Annotated in this window: 18 protein-coding genes; 6 read left to right on the forward strand and 12 right to left on the reverse strand. The window is 32.8% G+C overall.

Going from position 1 to position 18518, the window contains the following annotated elements; translation table 11 throughout:
• A complete protein-coding gene (locus BLT80_RS03750) occupies positions 1 to 396 on the forward strand; it encodes a hypothetical protein (RefSeq protein WP_092466236.1) in 396 nt (131 codons plus the stop codon).
• Positions 397 to 534: 138 nt separating this feature from the next.
• Here the strand turns inward: BLT80_RS03750 and BLT80_RS03755 are convergent, their stop codons facing one another.
• On the reverse strand, positions 535 to 1536 hold the full coding sequence (locus BLT80_RS03755; protein WP_092466237.1) for an NAD(P)H-dependent glycerol-3-phosphate dehydrogenase: 1002 nt from the start codon (positions 1534 to 1536) through the stop codon (positions 535 to 537).
• A gap of 211 nt (positions 1537 to 1747) precedes the next feature.
• Between BLT80_RS03755 and BLT80_RS03760 the strand changes: the two genes are divergently transcribed.
• On the forward strand, positions 1748 to 2704 hold the full coding sequence (locus BLT80_RS03760; protein WP_092466238.1) for a nicotinic acid mononucleotide adenyltransferase: 957 nt from the start codon (positions 1748 to 1750) through the stop codon (positions 2702 to 2704).
• 118 nt (positions 2705 to 2822) lie between these two features.
• Here the strand turns inward: BLT80_RS03760 and BLT80_RS03765 are convergent, their stop codons facing one another.
• From BLT80_RS03765 to mfd, 5 genes are all read right to left on the reverse strand, one after another.
• Complete coding sequence (locus BLT80_RS03765) at positions 2823 to 3428, reverse strand: hypothetical protein (protein ID WP_092466239.1); 606 nt, start codon at positions 3426 to 3428, stop codon at positions 2823 to 2825.
• A gap of 7 nt (positions 3429 to 3435) precedes the next feature.
• Entirely contained in the window at positions 3436 to 4737 is a 1302-nt protein-coding gene (locus BLT80_RS03770) for a TlpA family protein disulfide reductase (RefSeq protein ID WP_092466240.1), read from the reverse strand.
• 34 nt (positions 4738 to 4771) lie between these two features.
• Complete coding sequence (locus tag BLT80_RS03775; protein WP_092466241.1) at positions 4772 to 5485, reverse strand: class I SAM-dependent methyltransferase; 714 nt, start codon at positions 5483 to 5485, stop codon at positions 4772 to 4774.
• Between the two features lie 72 nt (positions 5486 to 5557).
• On the reverse strand, positions 5558 to 6403 hold the full coding sequence (locus tag BLT80_RS03780; protein ID WP_317041760.1) for a DMT family transporter: 846 nt from the start codon (positions 6401 to 6403) through the stop codon (positions 5558 to 5560).
• Positions 6403 to 9732: a transcription-repair coupling factor gene (gene mfd, locus BLT80_RS03785; RefSeq protein ID WP_092466242.1), complete on the reverse strand. Its 3330-nt coding sequence runs from the start codon at positions 9730 to 9732 to the stop codon at positions 6403 to 6405. The genes BLT80_RS03780 and mfd overlap by 1 nt, the downstream gene beginning before the upstream one ends.
• A gap of 116 nt (positions 9733 to 9848) precedes the next feature.
• On the opposite strand from mfd, the gene BLT80_RS03790 reads away from it, so the two are divergent.
• Positions 9849 to 10280 (forward strand): tellurite resistance TerB family protein, encoded by a 432-nt coding sequence (locus tag BLT80_RS03790; protein WP_092466243.1) that lies wholly within the window; start codon positions 9849 to 9851, stop codon positions 10278 to 10280.
• 120 nt (positions 10281 to 10400) lie between these two features.
• On the opposite strand, the gene fbp is transcribed toward BLT80_RS03790, so the two are convergent.
• Positions 10401 to 11408, reverse strand: a complete 1008-nt coding sequence (fbp, locus tag BLT80_RS03795) for a class 1 fructose-bisphosphatase (RefSeq protein ID WP_092466244.1) — start codon at positions 11406 to 11408, stop codon at positions 10401 to 10403.
• 125 nt (positions 11409 to 11533) lie between these two features.
• Between fbp and BLT80_RS03800 the strand changes: the two genes are divergently transcribed.
• From BLT80_RS03800 to BLT80_RS03810, 3 genes are read left to right on the forward strand one after another with little or no spacing between them, the layout of a single operon-like run.
• Positions 11534 to 12010 (forward strand): GNAT family N-acetyltransferase, encoded by a 477-nt coding sequence (locus tag BLT80_RS03800; protein ID WP_092466245.1) that lies wholly within the window; start codon positions 11534 to 11536, stop codon positions 12008 to 12010.
• Complete coding sequence (locus BLT80_RS03805) at positions 12010 to 13260, forward strand: aspartate kinase (RefSeq protein ID WP_092466246.1); 1251 nt, start codon at positions 12010 to 12012, stop codon at positions 13258 to 13260. Before BLT80_RS03800 ends, BLT80_RS03805 begins: the two co-directional genes overlap by 1 nt.
• A 20-nt stretch (positions 13261 to 13280) precedes the next feature.
• Entirely contained in the window at positions 13281 to 15113 is a 1833-nt protein-coding gene (locus BLT80_RS03810) for a GNAT family N-acyltransferase (RefSeq protein WP_092466247.1), read from the forward strand.
• Positions 15114 to 15290: 177 nt separating this feature from the next.
• On the opposite strand, the gene BLT80_RS03815 is transcribed toward BLT80_RS03810, so the two are convergent.
• The 5 genes from BLT80_RS03815 to BLT80_RS03835 all read right to left on the reverse strand — a co-directional run bounded on the left by BLT80_RS03815 (position 15291) and on the right by BLT80_RS03835 (position 18510).
• A complete protein-coding gene (locus BLT80_RS03815; protein ID WP_092466248.1) occupies positions 15291 to 15770 on the reverse strand; it encodes a hypothetical protein in 480 nt (159 codons plus the stop codon).
• Positions 15771 to 15860: 90 nt separating this feature from the next.
• Positions 15861 to 16625 (reverse strand): sulfite exporter TauE/SafE family protein, encoded by a 765-nt coding sequence (locus tag BLT80_RS03820; RefSeq protein ID WP_092466249.1) that lies wholly within the window; start codon positions 16623 to 16625, stop codon positions 15861 to 15863.
• A gap of 21 nt (positions 16626 to 16646) precedes the next feature.
• Positions 16647 to 17033 (reverse strand): VOC family protein, encoded by a 387-nt coding sequence (locus BLT80_RS03825; RefSeq protein ID WP_092466250.1) that lies wholly within the window; start codon positions 17031 to 17033, stop codon positions 16647 to 16649.
• A gap of 51 nt (positions 17034 to 17084) precedes the next feature.
• Entirely contained in the window at positions 17085 to 17543 is a 459-nt protein-coding gene (locus tag BLT80_RS03830) for a DUF1801 domain-containing protein (RefSeq protein ID WP_092466251.1), read from the reverse strand.
• Between the two features lie 28 nt (positions 17544 to 17571).
• Positions 17572 to 18510, reverse strand: a complete 939-nt coding sequence (locus tag BLT80_RS03835; RefSeq protein WP_092466252.1) for a 2-hydroxyacid dehydrogenase — start codon at positions 18508 to 18510, stop codon at positions 17572 to 17574.
• Positions 18511 to 18518 lie beyond the last annotated feature (8 nt).

The raw sequence follows: 18518 nt of genomic DNA on the forward strand, positions 1-18518 counted from the left end.
ATGAAAAAAGACATAAAAATTCCAGAAGTTAAGGATGTTCATGTTGCGGTTGTGCAAGAAGAGCATTTAGAATATAAAACGCAAGATTGGAATGCCTATATCATTAACAATAGCGATAATGACTTAGACACAGTACTTATTGTTACAAGAGGTTATAATGATAAAAAATTAACTCCTGTAATGCGACACACCATTGCAAAACTACCTGCAAGAAGTTACGCTAAAATTGAATATCTACAAGAGAAGGTTTTAGAGCTAAATAATGAGTTTAAAATTACGTTTTTTGAAGGTAACCAAATGTTTGATAAAACGTATGTATTCAGGAAAAACACCATCAATGAAAAAGCTTTGCAGGCCATTCCTTTGATGCAGTTGAAAGGGGTTTTGGTAAAGTAAAATTCCTGCAAAGGCAGGAATCTCTTAGTATATAAGCTATAGTAATAAATGTTAGCTAAATAGCGTAAATAAGTACTTAGGTATTAAAACATTGGCTTTTCGCTAATAGCGAAAGTCTAATAGCTAAAAACCATATTTTTAATCCAATTTATCTGTTAGTTTTTGAAATACTTTTTTAGCATCCTTCCCTTCATATAAAATATCGTAAACGGCATTTATAATAGGAAGTTGCGTTTTTTTCTTGTTCTTTTTATTTAATTCAAATGCACTTTTTGTGGCGTAGTAACCCTCTGCAACCATATTCATTTCCATTTGTGCAGATTTTACGGTGTAACCTTTACCAATCATATTTCCGAACATTCGATTTCGAGAAAAAACAGAATAGCCCGTCACTAATAAATCGCCTAAGTAAGCCGAGTTATTAATGTTACGTTTCATCTTGTGCATCTTTTTGATAAAGCGTTTCATTTCTCTAATAGAGTTACTCATTAAGACACTCTGAAAATTGTCGCCATAACCTAAGCCATGAGCGATTCCGGCAGCAATAGCATAAATATTTTTTAACATTACAGCGTATTCTATACCAATAACATCATCACTTGTTTTGGTTTTAATGTAATCGCTCGATAAATTATTGGCGATGGCTTGTGCTTTTTTAGCATCGTCACAAGCAATGGTTAAATAGGATAAACGCTCTAAAGCCACCTCCTCTGCGTGGCAAGGGCCTGCGATAACAGCAATATTTTCAAACGGTATATTGTATTCATCATGAAATTGCTCACCAACTAGTTTGCCTGTTTCTGGCATAATACCTTTTACAGCAGAAACGATAGTTTTTTTGCTAATATCAACGGTTAGTTTTTTTAATTCGGCATGAATAAAAGCTGAAGGAATAACAAAAATTAATACATCCGCCCAACTTGCTATTTCGTTAATATCATTACTCAGTTTTAGTTGTTCGGTTTTAAACTCAACCGAACTTAAATAACTTGGATTATGTTGTTCTTTTAAGATGTGTTCTTTAGCGTAAACACTTCGCATATACCAACCCACTTCATCTAGGTTTTCACAAAGCATTTTCACAATGGCTGTAGCCCAACTTCCTGCACCAAAAACGGCATATTTTGTTGTATCACTCATAGAGATTAAATCAGTTTTGTATATCAAAGTTACGGAAAATTTATAGAATTATTCGAGCTAAAACCATGTTAACGCTTCGTTCTTTTAAGACGTTGTAGATGTGAAAACAACTAGAACAAATTTGCTTTTTGTATGCGTTCAAATAGCTTCAGAATATTTTTTGGCACACGTTTTGAAACTGTATAAGTAATAACCCTAAAACCGTTAGATTATGAAGACTATAAAACTACTATTAGGATTTGCATTTATGGCAACAGTATTTACATCATGTTATGTAGAGGAAACACATTATATAGACGAACCTGCAATTTCGTTAAATCAGTTATTAAATTCTTACGATTTATGGTATGTCGATATTAATGCTACAGAAGGTTATGGTGAAACACCATTTATGCAAATTGCGTTTACGTTATCTTTTGATAATGGCCGTTTGTATGCAAATAATAATTTGGTTGACTTTGGAAGTCAAGGTAACGGTTATGGTGTTCAAATAGGGAATTACGATGCCTATGATATGATATTAGATGTAGACCATGTTATTGATGGTTACGATAGTTTTGATGTGTACCAGGTAGATAACAATACGATTGAATTATACAATCCTTATAATGACACGTCTTATTTTTTAGATGGTTACCAAAAATCTAATTTCGATTATGATTTTATCTTCTACGATAACATTCATTATTTCTTACAAGAATATGAAGCTTGGGAAAAAACATATACCAGTAATTATGGAGCACTCAATGATTTTGATGACGAGAACTATTTACAGTTTTTATCTGGTGGAAACGATGCTACATTTAGAAGTTCTCAAGATCAAAACGTCTATAATACAAATAATATCTATTGGGATTTTGTAGGTGATTATGGAGTAGGAGATGTCTCTGGAACGCGGTACTTAAAAACATTAACATTAGATTATGATTTCTTCAGCAATGAATACTTCGAATTGAGCGTTATTAATGATAGTACAATAGAGTTGTTTCATGCAAATTCTGGTACCCTGTACGAATTTAGAGGAAGTGGCTATATACAGTATTACAGAAGCACAGATGCAGAAGGGAAGTCAACTACAGAAGTTGATAGGTTTAAAAAACGTAAGCAAAACACAAAGAAAGTAGAAAATAATAGAACAAATACACGAAACACCTTAGAGTCAATTTAAAGATGTTCTAAGTGATATTTAAAAAACGATAGATCAAATAAATGAAACTAAATTTGGTTGGTTATTTAGTTTCAAAACGCTCAGTTAAAACACTTGTTTTTACTGGGCGTTTTTCTTTTTAATACGTTGAGTTATCATCCGAATTATTTTTCCATTGTATCAGTCGAGATAACACGCTATCATCAGTGCCATATCTTCTAAATGAACCGGTTCGGTCATCGACAAATGCATTAAGAATTCTATCGCTAATTTTATCAATAAATAAGAAGTTTAATGCGTCTTTAACAATAGTAAATGGGGTTAATAGAAAACCTTTTCCAGACCACCACCCTGCAAAAAATGTAATTGCGATAGCATTTAATTTCGCTGTTTTTCCACAGCTTGCACAAAGGATTTGTTCATCCCTAGACGAGCTAGTTCCAATTAAAAATGACTTTACCGTATGGGTTTCAAAACCAAATAATTTAGTTTTTTCTAAACATTTTGGACAGTGTTGATTTTGAATTTTTAGAATGAGATTACGACGCTCTAAACCCTCAAATGATTTAGTTTCCGAATCAATCCAACTAATAAGACTTAGGTTTAGCTGTCGTCTTATAATTTCATCCTTTAAGACATTAAGGATCTCTCTTCTTAAACCTTTAGATTCGTTTCTTGCTATATTTTCAATTTTCGCATCCGGAAAACATTTATAGTTTTTCCTTACCTCTTCAATACTATACATTCAAATTTTACAACTCCTTCAATAAAACTTCTAATTGCTCAATGCCATAAGGCTTAGCGATAATATGTTTTGAAGCATCTAATATAAAATACATTGGCGTCGCAGAAATGCCGTAGGTTTTTACAATTGGATTATCCCATTTTTCTAATCCAATTTGATGAATAAAATCGGGGTAGTTTTCTTTTTGTCTTTCCCAGTCTCTAGAGTTATCCTCTAATCCAAAAGCAACCACCTTTAGATTGGGTTTGTTTGCAACCATTTCTCTCACCTGTGGTAATTCGCTTAGACAATGACTACAACCACTACTCCAAAAAACAAGCAAGTAGTTTTCTGCACTTTCTAATTGATGTAAGCTTGTTTTTTTGCCATCTAAAGTGATTTCAAAATTGGGGGCTTTAGATCCGATTGATGTGTTTTTAAAAGAAATAACCATATCCTTTAAAACTTTATTGTTAGTAGATTTTGCTAATTCTAATAAGTAACTATCTGTAATATAATTGGCAATATTGTTATTGTTTAATGCCACAAAACGCTGCCAAAGCATTTCTAATAGGCTCGTTTTAATACTTAAGTCGTCATTACTAATAGCGGCTGCTACATCATCAATATGTTGTTTATAGGTAGCTTCACTAGGATCTGCAACCATATTAAAAACATAAGCCGTTACGCGATCTATTAAGTATGAAGAACTTTGAAGTAGATAATCGCTAAAATCAACCTGACTTAAATAATGCTGTTTAAGGTTTTCAGAATACGTTGTAATACCTTCGTATTGTGTTGGAATATAAGGTCGGTTGGCTTTTATGAACTTGAAAACCAATTTATTCTTAGCTAATTCTTCATAAGCCGTTTGTGTGTCTTTTAAGGTTTTAAAAATAGCAGTAAAACCTTTTTCATCATTATTTTCTTTGGAGTAATAATTACTAATGGTTTGATTCACCATTTCTATACTTTTTAGGTAAGAGGTCCATAGTTTGTTTTCTTCAGATTTAGTGAATTCAACACCTTTATCATTGCTAAAATTAAACGCTACAGTTTCTTTTCCATCATAGATAAAATCGAAATTATTTTCTTCTGGTGGAGTCGCATAAACAATTTTGTAAATACCTGGTGCTACTGTAGAATCTAATTGAATTTCAAAATTACCAATACTATCTAATTGTCCTCTATTAACGTAATTCGCACTTTCTGGTGTAGCATGATATAGAAAAGCATAGCTAAAATCTTCAGCTGGTAAAAATGTGCCTTTTACACTTTGAGCTTGTAATAGTAAGGGTAAAACGAAAAGTAGGATTAATAATTTTTTCATGTATTGTATGTTTTATAAAATTGTTTGCTAATTGTTATTTTATTTTTCGGCCTTTTATTCCGGTGGCGCAACCGTAAAAATAATTGATATATTCGACTTCAAAATTATCTCTTTTAAAAATTTGAAAAGCATTTTTAGAATTGCCGAATGCTTCTGTATAAATACCTAACATTTTATAAGTTTCAGGACTTCCTAAAAAGAGCTTGCCTAATAGTGGAACGACTTTTTTTAAGTAAAACATATAAAATGGCTTTAAAAGATTATTTTTTGGAACAGATACATCAATTAAGGAAAACGTTCCATTTGGTTTTAATAGTCTATCAATTTCATTAGCTAAAGCATTTATTTGTTCTACATTAAAGGTCTTTAAACCAAATCCGGAAATAATATAATCTGCAGATTCACTTTCTATTGAATTATGAAATACATCCTCCTTTAAAACGGTAATGTTTGAATGTGGAAATTTCAATTTGTTATTCTCTGCATGTTTAATCATTTCAGCTGAAAAATCTACAGCGATAAGTTCTGAATTCATAGTGCTTTTATGGAGAACATGCTTCCAACATTCCCCCATGCCTGTCATTAAATCCACGACTACTTTTCCATCTTCAATGTTAATTTCTTCAACACATCGTTTTCTCCAACGTTCACTAAATCCAAATGATGTTATATAATTCATATAGGCATACGAACTAGACATTTTATCAAATAGCTTTTCGACGAATTTTGGTTCGTAAATTTCTTTCATGCTTAAAATTCATTTACACCTAAATGCCTTCAACAATTAAGCCATTATAGTGCTATATCTCCTTTTTAGATCTTATACTTTCAATAATAACCGTTGCAATATTAAACTGCCACCGATAAATGTATTAGGGGAAGGTAATTCATTTAAAAAAAAGAATGCTATAATAATTCCGAATACAGGTTGTGTACTTCCAATGATGCTTGCTGTACTGGCCTTGAAGTGTTTTAGACTATTTACAAACATCGTATGTCCAATAGCCGTGGTTACTATTGCTAGTAAAAGAATATAAGGATATTGTGTGGTGATATTAGAAGTGTCCATAAAGTATAAAACAGGAGCTAATAATACCGTTAGAATTAGCACTTGATAAAACATAAGCATGGTACCGTTATAAGAGGCAATATGGTCTTTTAGCATTAAAATTCTTAAGGCATAACATACAGCTGAAAGTACACCACATAAAATGCCTTGCAATTGAACGCTTTCTAAATTGAAATCTGGAGCTAAAATATAAATACCAAGAAGCACCATAAGACCTAAAACGATATGGATAGGGTCTAATTTTACTTTTGAAAATAAAGGTTCTAAAATAGCTATAATAACAGGAAATGTAAACAATGAAATCATTCCAATAGCTACGTTAGAGAGCTTTAAAGCGTAGAAATAGAAAATCCAATGGCCACCCATTAGTAGCGCTGCCATAAAGAAAGTAACACGGTCTTTTTTATTCGCGATTTTTAAATTGATGCCTTTATAAATGCAGAAAGAGAAAAGTATAATTACGGCTAAAATAGAGCGCCACCAAATAATTACTGGTGTTGGCATATCTATAAACTTACCTAAAGGCCCAGAAGTGCTAAGACATATAGCAGCAATAAATAGCCAAAAAAGGTTATTTAAATGACTTTTTTCATTCATTATATATCCTTTAAGGCCATTAATGCTTGTTTGGTGTTTTTAATTTTTTCGAACGTAATTAATAAGCGTAATCCTTTTCGGGTTTGTTTTTCTTTCATTTTGCATTTGCCAGCATTCATCTGTACAAATTGTAAAACTTTAGTAAATGCGTCACTCTGATAAAAACCACTTTGCTGATCTTGCACAAAATAACCAATCATTTTACCCTGCTTCATAATCAGTTTTTCAATCCCCATTTTTGTAGCAATCCACTTAAGGCGGACGCTGTCTAATAAGTCTGAAACCTGCGTTGGTAACTCACCAAAACGGTCAATAATTTCAGTTTCAAATTTAGCGAGTTCTTCTTCTGTTTTTATCTCGTTGAGTTTGGTGTAAAGATTTAGACGTTCGGTAATGTTGTTGATATAATCATCTGGAAACAACAATTCGAAATCCGTATCAATGGTAATGTCTTTTACATATTGTTTAGGCTTACCATCATCTTTATATAAATCTGAAAATTCAGTTTCTTTTAATTCATCTATGGCTTCATTCAATATTTTCTGATAGGTATCAAATCCAATATCATTAATAAATCCACTTTGTTCGCCACCGAGTAAATCTCCTGCACCACGAATCTCTAAATCCTTCATAGCGATATTAAATCCGCTACCCAATTCTGTAAATTGCTCTAAGGCTGAAATCCGTTTTCTAGCATCGGCTGTCATCGCAGAATAATCTGGAGTAATAAAATAACAAAATGCTTTTTTATTACTACGACCAACACGACCACGCATTTGGTGTAAGTCACTCAGACCAAAATTATTCGCATTATTGATAAAAATAGTATTCGCATTTGGGACATCTAAGCCACTTTCTACAATAGTGGTCGCTACCAAAACATCAAATTCGCCATTCATAAAAGCGAGCATTAGATTTTCTAATTTTTTACCATCGAGTTGCCCATGTCCAATACCGATTTTTGCATCAGGAACTAAACGTTGAATCATACCTGCAACTTCCTTAATATTCTCGATTCTATTATGGATAAAATAAATCTGGCCTCCACGTTGAATTTCATAACTCACCGCATCTCTAATCGTTTCTTCTCCAAAACGAATAACATGACTCTCTATAGGATATCTATTTGGTGGAGCCGTGTTAATGACTGATAAATCTCGCGCAGCCATTAAGCTAAACTGAAGTGTTCTCGGAATAGGAGTTGCGGTCAACGTTAAGACATCTACGTTTTCCTTTATGGTCTTTAATTTTTCTTTTACAGCAACACCAAACTTCTGTTCTTCATCAACAATCAGTAAACCTAAATCTTTAAATTTTACGTTTTTACTCGCCAGTTGATGTGTTCCTATAATAATATCAACACTTCCTTTTTCTAATCCTTCTAAGGTTTCGCGTTTTTCTTTGGCTGTTCTAAAACGATTCACATAATCTACAGTCACCGGAAAATCCTTTAAACGTTCTTTAAAAGTTCGAGAATGTTGATAGGCCAAAATGGTTGTTGGTACTAAAACAGCAACTTGTTTACCGTTATCTACCGCTTTAAATGCAGCTCTAATGGCAACTTCAGTTTTACCAAATCCAACGTCACCACAAATCAATCGATCCATTGGTCGTTCACTTTCCATATCCGCTTTTATATCTGCTGTAGATGTGATTTGATCTGGAGTATCTTCATAAATAAAAGAGGCTTCCAACTCTAATTGCATATGGCTATCTGGAGCGTACTGAAATCCTTTCTTTAATTTTCGTTTGGCATAAAGCTTTATAAGGTTGAAGGCAATCTCCTTAACCCTAGATTTTGTTTTTTGTTTTAAAGTTGCCCAAGCTTTGCTGCCTAATTTATAAACCGTTGGTGGCTTACCATCTTTTCCATTAAACTTGGTGATTTTATGTAATGAGTGAATACTGAGGTATAAAATATCGCGTTCGCCATAAACCAATTTAATAGCTTCTTGCTTTTTACCTTCAACATCTATTTTTTGTAAGCCACCAAACTTACCAATACCATGGTCAATGTGTGTAACGTAATCTCCGATTTCAAGATTCGTTAGTTCCTTTAATGTGATGGCTTGCTTTTTGGCGTAGCCATTTTTAAGGTGAAATTTATGATAACGATCAAAAACTTGATGATCTGTATAAACTGCAAGTTTATGTTCGGTGTCTATAAAACCTTGATAAAGTGAAAGTACCACCGTTTTATAATGAACTGTTTGTTCTGCATCATCAAAAATATCATGAAAACGTTTGGCTTGTTGTTCGCTTACACAAGCGATATAATTGGTAATGCCGTTAGCGTTATTTTCATTTAAATCTTCAATCAGCAAATTGAATTGTTTGTTGAATGCTGGTTGTGGCTTGGTGTAAAAGGCTATAAGTTGCTGCGCGAAAAAAGCTTCTGTTCCAAATTCAACTAAAGAGTATTCTAAAAATTGACGTTTTAATAAATCTGAATTACAGAATAGTTCTTCAGGAGAGGCATGTTTAACTTCGCTAGATAAATTATTAAAAGCCTCTTCAGCTTTACCATAAAAATCATCAATTCTTGAAAACGTAAGGGATGCATTTTTAGAAAAAATAACCGTTTTATTCGAAATGTATTTGAGAAAACTTTCGCGTCGTTCAGCAATCATTTTATTAGCTACATTCGGAATAATACTTACTTTTTTAATCCGCTCGGTTGATAGTTGTGTTTCTACATCAAAGGTTCTAATACTATCGACTTCGTCTCCAAAAAACTCAATGCGATAAGGTTCATCATGCGAAAATGAAAAGACATCTACAATACCACCTCTTACTGAGAAATCACCAGGTTCTGTTACAAAATCGACACGTTTAAATTTATATTCAAACAACACTTCATTTACAAAATCGATGCTTAAGTCGTTGCCAACTGAGATTTTTAAGGTGTTCTTATCGAGTTCTTTTTTTGTGACTACCTTTTCAAAAAGCGCATCAGGATAGGTAACAATAATACACGGTTTTTTACGCGAATTAATTCGGTTTAAAACCTCGGCACGTAAAAGTACATTGGCATTATTGGTTCCTTCGATTTGGTAAGGTCTGCGATAGCTTCCTGGATAAAATAATACGTCTTTATCATTAACGAGTTGTTCTAAATCATTAAGATAAAAAGCTGCTTCTTCTTTATCATCAAAAACAAGTAAAAAGGGTTTGTCTGCTGTTTTAAAAGCTTCGGCAACCGTAATTGAAAATGAGGAACCAACAAGACCTTTTAAATGTGTTTTTGTTTCGCTTTGGGCAATAGCAGTTTGCAGATTTTGCAGTTGCAAAGTCTGTGCGAATGTTTGGGTAATAGATACTTTACTCAAGTTTCTTATTTTGGAATTGCAAATATAAAATTTTTGAAGTGTTCACTAATGATAATTCTTTGAATAGAATTATATTTGTTCAGAATTAATAATTAGATAATAAATAAAATAGATATATGTCATTTTCAGATTTATTCGATAGCGGATTTAAAAAACGTAATGAAGACCATTTTGCAGCTATAGTTAGAGTTGCTAATAGTGATGGTGTAATTACAGAGAAAGAGAAAGCGTTCTTAGATCGTTTAGCAACGCGATTAGATATTTCAGAGTTAGAATATAAACAGATATTAATCGATTATAAAACTCATCCTATTAACCCACCAACATCTTATGATATACGTTTAGAGCGTCTTTATGATTTGGCGCGTATGGTATGGGTAGATGATATTGAAGGACCAAATCAGCATTGGTTATTAGAAAAGCTTTGTGTTGGATTAGGATTTAATTCAACTAACGTTAAATATATTGCTGATAAAGCTTTAGCATTGGCTTACGATAAGGTTAGTCTCGAAGAATTTATTGATGGAATTAAATCAATGAATGAGTAATTGACCAAATTATAGATGAATAAAAAGCGACAATATTTTAACAGAAATACGTTAAAATATTGTCGCTTTTTTTATGGGTTTTAAGTTGCGAAAAACTTAAATTTTTAAGCGTAATGTCGTTTATTCCTCGTTACGCATAAATTCTTCTGCTTTTTCTACCATGTTTTTACTACCACAAATAAATGGTACACGTTCGTGAAGCTCCGTTGGCACTATGTCCATAATTCTTGTAAAACCATCACTTGCTTTACCATTGGCTTGTTCTGCAATAAAAGCCATTGGATTACATTCATATAGCAAACGTAATTTTCCTTTTGGGTTCTTAGTGCTTTTTGGGTACATGTAAATACCTCCTTTAATCATATTTCTATGGAAATCAGAAACTAAAGAGCCGATATAACGACTTGTATAAGGTCTTTCTCCTTCATCTTCCTGGCAATATTTTATATACTTTTTTATCCCTATCGGGAAATCTGAATAATTACCTTCATTTACGGAATAAATATTTCCATCTTCTGGAAATTGCATATTTGGATGTGATAAATAATAAGATCCAATTGCTGGGTTAAGAGTAAATCCATTAACGCCATCTCCTGTCGTATATACTAGCATTGTCGATGTGCCATATACCACATAACCAGCCGCAACTTGTGCGCTTCCTTTTTGTAAAAAATCGTCTAAAGTTACTGGTGTACCTAATGGAGTAACACGTCTATAAATTGAGAAAATGGTTCCTACAGAAACATTAACATCAATATTAGAAGAGCCATCTAAAGGGTCAATTAAAACAACATACTTATTTTGATTGTTTTCGTCTTGGCTATTAATCGCTATAAAGTCATCTTCCTCTTCACTCGCAATACCACAAACTATATTTCGTTTGGTTAAGGTTTGAATAAACTTTTCGTTGGCGTAAACATCTAACTTTTGCTGATCTTCACCTTGAATATTCGTATCACCTGCATTTCCAATGATATCTACCAAACCGGCCTTATTAACTTCGTGGTTAACAACCTTAGCAGCTAAACGAATAGAATTTAGAAGCCGAGAAAGTTCACCGGATGTATATTTAAAAGAGGTTTGATTTTCAATGATAAACTCACCTAAAGTTTGATTCCGTTTTGACATGAAGTGTAATATTGATTAATAGCTCACAAATATCGTGTTTTTTTAACATACTATAACGTTTTCGTACTTTAAAAAATTGTTTTGTAAAGTGAGTTTAGATTATATTTGAGTCTTTTATTTATAAAATGAACCAACCTAGATTAGCACTTGTTAAAGATATGCCGAGAGTTTTAGAACTCATCCAAGAATTGGCAACATACGAAAAAGAAGCAGACGCTGTAGAAATTACAACATCTGATTTAGAAAATGATGGTTTTGGTCCCAACCCAAAGTTTACTTGTTTTGTTTGTGAAGTTGAAAATGTGATTGAAGGTATCGCCTTAGTATATCCAAGATATTCTACATGGAAAGGCGAAATTTTGCATTTAGAAGATCTTATTGTTAGTGAAAAATGTAGAGGCAAAGGTTTAGGAACTCAGCTTTTAGATGCGGTTGTTAAGCATGGGGAACAGCTTGGAGTAAAACGCATAAGTTGGGAAGTTTTAGATTGGAACGAACCAGCCATAAAGTTTTACGAAAGTAAAGGTGCAGATGTAAAGCGCGATTGGAATGTAGTGCATCTCGACGAACAAGGAATTAAGAATTATTTAAACCAAATATAATGCGCATTTTTAAGTTTGGAGGTGCATCAGTAAAAGATGCAGATGGTGTAAAAAACTTGGCAAAAGTTTTAACAACCACAGGTTATGATAATACTTTAGTTGTGGTCTCTGCAATGGGGAAAACGACTAATAGAATGGAGTTAGTCATCAAGAATTATTTTGAAAACAAAAGTGAATTACAAGGTGCAATTCACGACGTTATTAAATGCCACGATGATATTTTAGTCGATTTGTTTGAGAATAAGCGTCATCAAGTATTTACAGATGTAAAGGCTTTTTTTGATGAATTAAATGCCTTTTTTAAAAGCAATAAATCTCCAGATTATAATTATGTTTATGACCAAGTTATTGGGTATGGTGAATTAATTTCGACTACAATAATTAGCGATTATCTTAATGAAATAGGCTTAAAAAATAACTGGGTTGATGTTAGAGAATTTATAAAAACAGATAACTATTACAGACGCTCAAATGTAAATTGGGAAAAAACTCAAGAGAATATTTCAACCAATTTAAATACTAATATTTTAAATATTACTCAGGGTTTTTTAGGAAGTGATTCCAACAATTTCACGACAACCTTGGGAAGAGAAGGAAGTGATTATACGGCAGCAATATTTGCGTATTGTTTAAATGCAAATAGTGTAACCATTTGGAAAGACGTTCCTGGTGTTTTAAATGCAGATCCACGTTATTTTGAAAACGCGCAATTATTGCATCAAATATCCTATAGAGAAGCAATAGAGTTGGCGTTTTATGGAGCATCTGTAATTCACCCAAAAACGCTTCAGCCTTTACAACAAAAGGAAATTCCGTTGTATGTAAAATCATTTTTAAATCCTGAAGGAGCAGGTACTTGTGTAAGTAAAGGAAAAGCTTTAGTCCCGGAGGTGCCTTGTTTTATTGTTAAGAAAAATCAAACTTTAATTTCATTATCGTCTTTAGATTTTTCATATATTATGGAAGAAAATATTAGCGAAATTTTTAGTTTATTACACTTGTATAAAATGAAGGTTGATGTGATTCAGAATTCTGCTATTAGCTTTTCTGTTTGTATTGATAATTTATTTGATAATTTAGAAAAATTGCTACAACATTTAAAGGCAAAGTTTAAGGTTGTTTGTCACAATAATGTAAGTCTATATACGATAAGACATTATAATGATGTTGTGGTAAAAGAGCTAGAAAAGGATAAAGAAGTGTTGCTAAAGCAGTTAGCGCAAGGAACAGTCCAAATTGTTACTAAATAAATAGTTGTTACATTTGTTTTATGGGGAAATCATCTGATACCGGTTTAGTAACCGCAAAAGAAGTTGCAAAAGCAATACATGCTGATAAGTATGGTTTCTTAGGTACTTTTTTTGGATGGATGTTGATGAAAGTCCTAAAAATATCTACAATAAATAAGTTTTATAAGCGCAACAAACATCTAAGTGATGGTGCTTTTTTGGATGCTATTTTAGAAGAATTTCAGATTAAGTTTGAGATTCCTGAAGAAGACATGAAGCGTCTCCCAAAAGAAGGGCCTTACATTACAATCTCTAATCATCCACTTGGTGGTATTGATGGTATTTTACTGTTAAAGTTAATGATAGAACAGCGTAGTGATTTTAAAATTATTGCTAATTTTTTGTTGCATCGCATTGAGCCGCTTAAGCCTTACATAATGCCAGTGAACCCTTTTGAGGGCAGAAAAGATGCGGCTAGCAGTATTGCCGGTTTTAAAAATGCGATTATGCATTTGAGAAATGGACATCCGTTAGGTGTATTTCCTGCAGGTGAAGTATCTACATATAGAGACGGAAAGTTAGTTGTTGATAAGGAATGGGAAGTGGCTGCTATGAAGTTAATACAGAAGGCAGAAGTTCCTGTAGTTCCTATTTATTTTCATGCTAAAAATAGTCGGTTGTTTTATAGGCTTTCTAAATTAAGTGATACGCTAAGAACAGCTAAGTTACCTTCTGAAGTATTAACACAGAAACGTCGCGTTATTAAAGTAAGAGTCGGCAAGGCCATTTCTGTTAAAGATCAAAAGGAACATCCAACGCTTCCTGAATTTTCAGAATTTTTAAGACGAAAAACCTATATGTTGTCTAAAACGTTTGAAGACAAACCTAAGATTTTAGATAATATACAATCGCAATTAAAAGTCACAAAAATACCAAAGCGTATTGTGACACCAATTGCACCAAAAGTGATGATTGCCGAAGTCGATAAACTTAGGATAAATGACTCTAGACTTTTAGAAAGCAAAAATTATGAAGTGTTTTTGGCATCTGCAAAAGACATTCCTAATATCTTAAGAGAAATCGGTAGACTAAGAGAAATTACATTTAGAGAAGTAGGGGAAGGTACCAATGAAGCTATTGATTTAGATAAATTTGATACCTATTATCATCATATGTTCTTATGGGATAACGAAAAAAACCTGATTGCAGGAGCGTACAGAATGGGATTGGGTTCTAAAATTTTTGAACGTTTTGGTATCGATGGTTTTTACTTGCAAGATTTGTTTCGCTTTGAGCCTGAATTACATAAAATGATGAGCCAATCCATAGAGATGGGTCGTGCATTTATCATTAAAGAATACCAACAAAAACCAATGCCTTTATTTTTACTTTGGAAAGGTATTGTGCATATAACCTTACGTTTTCCTGAGCACAAATATTTAATCGGAGGAGTAAGCATAAGTAATCAGTTTTCTAATTTTTCAAAAAGTTTGATGATTGAGTTTATGAAATCTCATTATTACGATCCTTATGTAGCGCAATACGTCCATCCTAAAAAAGAGTTTAAGGTAAAATTAAAAGATGCCGATAAGGATTTTGTTTTCGATGCTACCGAAGCTGATTTAAATAAGTTTGATAAAATTATTGATGAAGTAGAGCCAGGAGCACTTCGATTGCCTGTTTTACTTAAAAAATACATTAAACAAAATGCGAGACTTGTTGCTTTTAATGTAGATCCGTTGTTTAATAATGCCGTAGATGGATTAATGTATATAAAAATTGAAGACTTGCCAGAAAGTACTGTTAGACCTGTAATGGAAGAATTTCAGGCAGAACTAGAGCGAAAGTTTGTGGATAACCATGAGGATAAATAAGACGCTTTTAGTTGTCTTTCTATTGAGAGTTTTACGGGGACTTATGCTAATTGTTCACCACTTGTAGTAGTTTATTTGAGTAGTACAACTAAGAATCAAATCGTTGGTAATACGTTGCTTTTGGATTAAGCAAAAAAGAATAAAAAACCCAGAATTTACATTCTGGGTTTTGATATTTTAAAGGCCTTTAAACCATTCTTGAAATTGTTTACCAAATAAAAATGTTGGTTTCATCTCACCTCCTAATGCAGCGATTATACTCATAATCCATGCTACAAGTAAAACAAGCCACATGACTAGATTTATAATCGGAATCCATGATGTAACCACCGCAATTATAACTAAGCCTAGCATTTGTCTTATGTAGAAAGACCCAAATTTGGTTTTATTACTGCTGTTCATTACAAGTGCAATGATCCATCCTATAAAGGTAATATGAGCTATAATGGCAACATTTTTACCGTCACTGAATACTTGTTTAGCATCGTTGCTAAAGTCATCAGCCGCTCTTTTGGCATCACGTCCAAGTTCTTTAGCATCATCTGAAAATTCACTAGCCTTCTGGCTTATTTTATCTCCAGCTTTTCTAGCATTATCTTTAGCATCGTCTAACATATCGTTAAGATCGTCGCCTAAATCTTTATTATCATCTGACATTTTTTTAGTTTTTTGGTTAGACCATAAAGTTAGTAAAATATTATGAACCTACTTCAATATTAAGGGTGTATAAACTAGCGTGATTATTTATTATCTAAACAACATAATTAGGCCTCCAATGGTCGTAACAATTAAAATAAAGCGTCTATAATTTACATTCGAAATTAGTTTTACAATGTATGCACCTAATAAAAACCCTAAGATCAACGCGGGAATCAATACGGAATTTAAAACTAACGATTCTATGGTAACGGTTTCCCAAATAAAAATATGAAAAGGGAGTTTAATAATATTTATAATAAAAAATAACCAAGCCGTAGTTCCTATAAATTCGTTTTTAGGAAAACGCATGGTTAGAAAATAAATATTGGAAACAGGGCCAGCTAAATTGCCTATCATAGTAGTAAAACCAGTTAATAACCCTATGCCAATTGAAAAGAACTTATTAGTAGGTATGTTGTTAGATTTTCGCTTTTCTAAGTAAAACATAATACTAACTGAAACCAGTATTATAATAGCCATTAATTTTTTAAAAACGAATTCAGAAATATCATTTCCAACCCACACTCCTATTAAAACACCAACGATTATCCATGGTATGAGTCTTTTAATGACTGCCCAATCTGCATGTCTATTGTAATACATAACGGCTAAAATATCGGCACAAATTAGCATAGGAAGTAGAATACCTGTAGATGCTTTTTCGCCAAACACAAAGGCAAGTATGACGATGAGAATAATCCCAACTCCTTTAATTCCGGATTTAGATAAACCCAATAAAAAAACGGCAAAACCAATGGCAATCCATTGAAATAACGTTAAGTTATAGGATTCAAGAATTTCTATATAAGACAAGGGCTATGGTTTAAATTGAATTTATAAAAAAGCTTTATCTACGGGTTCCCATAGTTCAATTTTATTACCATCGTTATCCAATATCCATCCGAATTTACCATAACTGTATTCTTCCATATCGCCTACAATGGTAACACCTTCTTCTTTTAAAGTTTCTAATAGTTCTTTTAAATTTTCAACTCTATAGTTAAACATAAAATCCTTTTTTGAAGGTTCAAAGTGTTTTGAATCTTCTGCAAATGGACTCCATTGTGTTGAGCAATCTTTGCCTTCTTTGTCTTTCCACCAAAAGGTAGAACCATAATCATCGGTATTAAAACCGAGATGCTTTTTGTACCAATCTTTGGCAGCTTTTGGATCTTTGGTTTTAAAAAATAAACCTCCAATTCCTGTGACACGTTTTTTCATTTTATTTCGAATTTATTTTGTGTATCAACGATTTAATACCTGATGTTTTTTTTATTTTTTCTTAATGGTAGACTCATAAATGTCTATCCACTCGGCACAAGTCATTTTTCTAGTGAGCTCTCCAATTAATTCAAACGGAATCTCATCCATTTTTTTAAATCGGATACAGCTTTTACCCATATCGAGTTTGCGTTTACAATGCTTTGGATACTCCTTTACAAACCAATCATGTAATTCTGGATTCGCATAAATACCGCTATGATATAGATTCACTGAGTTTTTTTGAGAAGCAAAACTCATAAATGGTAAAGGTGTTTTGGGATCACAATGATAACCATCGGGGTAGACGGAATGTGGGACATAATAACCAATCATGTTGTATTGTATGCCTTCTTCAAATCCCTTTGGTAAATTATCTTTTATAACTTGTCTTAGAGTACTTAGGGCGCTTTGTCGCTCTTCGGGTACTTGGTTTATGTAATCTTCAGGGGACGTGGCTTTATATGTCATGTTTAAAAGGAGATTGTAAACCTCTAAGTTAACAAAATTTTGCTTTTATCTTATCAACGATAGTCTGTGAGAGTTTAATATTGCTTTCAACTGTCCAACCTGCAACATGAGGCGAGAGTAAAACGTTCTCTGCTGCTATTAAATATTGAAAGGCTACAGGCATAGCACCGGAAGAAAATAAATTCTCAAAGGATGATTTTTCATATTCTAAAACATCTAATCCTGCTCCTAGAATTTTGCCAGATTTTAATGCTGAAACTAAATCTTGAGTCACCACACTTTTTCCACGAGCTGTATTAATAAGCCAAAACGGATTTTTAAACCCATTTATAAAGTCGGAATTAATCATATTTAAGGTTAAATCCGTTTGTGGTATGTGAAGACTTAAGACATCAGCTTTTGCTTTTAATTCTTCGAGAATTACTTGTTTAGCGTTGGCATCTCCGACATCGGTTTTAATATCATAACATAATACGTTAACATCAAAGCCTTTTAGTTTTTTTGCGAAGGCTTTTCCCATATTACCATAACCAATGAGTCCGATGGTTTTGCCGTCTAATTCTAATCCGCGGTTCTCTTCTCGCAACCATTTACCTTGTCTAACTTCTTTGTCTGCCTTGTTCAGTTTATTAAAAAGAGATAACAACATGCCTAAAGCATGTTCTCCAACGGCATTTCTATTACCTTCTGGTGCGGAAATGAGATGGATACCTTTTTTTTCAGCATAATCACAATCTATATTTTCTAATCCGGCACCAACACGACCTATAAATTTTAGGTTTTTGGCGGCATCTAAAAAGGTTTTGTCAATACTAAACCGACTTCGAATAATCATACCATCATATTCAGAAATTTTTGCTTCTATTTCAGATTTTGAGGACGTGTAATCTTCGTGATTGGTAAATCCTAAATTGTTGAGCTGACTTAAAAGTAGAGGGTGGTTAGAATCTAGATGTAGTATTTTCATGGTAATAC

It is taken from the genome of Winogradskyella thalassocola, assembly GCF_900099995.1.
GTDB lineage: Bacteria > Bacteroidota > Bacteroidia > Flavobacteriales > Flavobacteriaceae > Winogradskyella > Winogradskyella thalassocola.

Coding starts and splice junctions, on each gene's coding strand:
- BLT80_RS03825 (WP_092466250.1), bottom strand. CDS start 17,033: ATGAAAAAACGTGTCACAGGAATTGGAGGTTTATTTTTTAAAACCAAA.
- BLT80_RS03750 (WP_092466236.1), top strand. CDS start 1: ATGAAAAAAGACATAAAAATTCCAGAAGTTAAGGATGTTCATGTTGCG.
- BLT80_RS03765 (WP_092466239.1), bottom strand. CDS start 3,428: ATGTATAGTATTGAAGAGGTAAGGAAAAACTATAAATGTTTTCCGGAT.
- BLT80_RS03810 (WP_092466247.1), top strand. CDS start 13,281: ATGGGGAAATCATCTGATACCGGTTTAGTAACCGCAAAAGAAGTTGCA.
- BLT80_RS03790 (WP_092466243.1), top strand. CDS start 9,849: ATGTCATTTTCAGATTTATTCGATAGCGGATTTAAAAAACGTAATGAA.
- BLT80_RS03780 (WP_317041760.1), bottom strand. CDS start 6,403: ATGAATGAAAAAAGTCATTTAAATAACCTTTTTTGGCTATTTATTGCT.
- BLT80_RS03770 (WP_092466240.1), bottom strand. CDS start 4,737: ATGAAAAAATTATTAATCCTACTTTTCGTTTTACCCTTACTATTACAA.
- BLT80_RS03815 (WP_092466248.1), bottom strand. CDS start 15,770: ATGTCAGATGATAATAAAGATTTAGGCGACGATCTTAACGATATGTTA.
- BLT80_RS03830 (WP_092466251.1), bottom strand. CDS start 17,543: ATGACATATAAAGCCACGTCCCCTGAAGATTACATAAACCAAGTACCC.
- fbp (WP_092466244.1), bottom strand. CDS start 11,408: ATGTCAAAACGGAATCAAACTTTAGGTGAGTTTATCATTGAAAATCAA.
- BLT80_RS03800 (WP_092466245.1), top strand. CDS start 11,534: ATGAACCAACCTAGATTAGCACTTGTTAAAGATATGCCGAGAGTTTTA.
- BLT80_RS03805 (WP_092466246.1), top strand. CDS start 12,010: ATGCGCATTTTTAAGTTTGGAGGTGCATCAGTAAAAGATGCAGATGGT.
- BLT80_RS03835 (WP_092466252.1), bottom strand. CDS start 18,510: ATGAAAATACTACATCTAGATTCTAACCACCCTCTACTTTTAAGTCAG.
- BLT80_RS03755 (WP_092466237.1), bottom strand. CDS start 1,536: ATGAGTGATACAACAAAATATGCCGTTTTTGGTGCAGGAAGTTGGGCT.
- BLT80_RS03760 (WP_092466238.1), top strand. CDS start 1,748: ATGAAGACTATAAAACTACTATTAGGATTTGCATTTATGGCAACAGTA.
- BLT80_RS03775 (WP_092466241.1), bottom strand. CDS start 5,485: ATGAAAGAAATTTACGAACCAAAATTCGTCGAAAAGCTATTTGATAAA.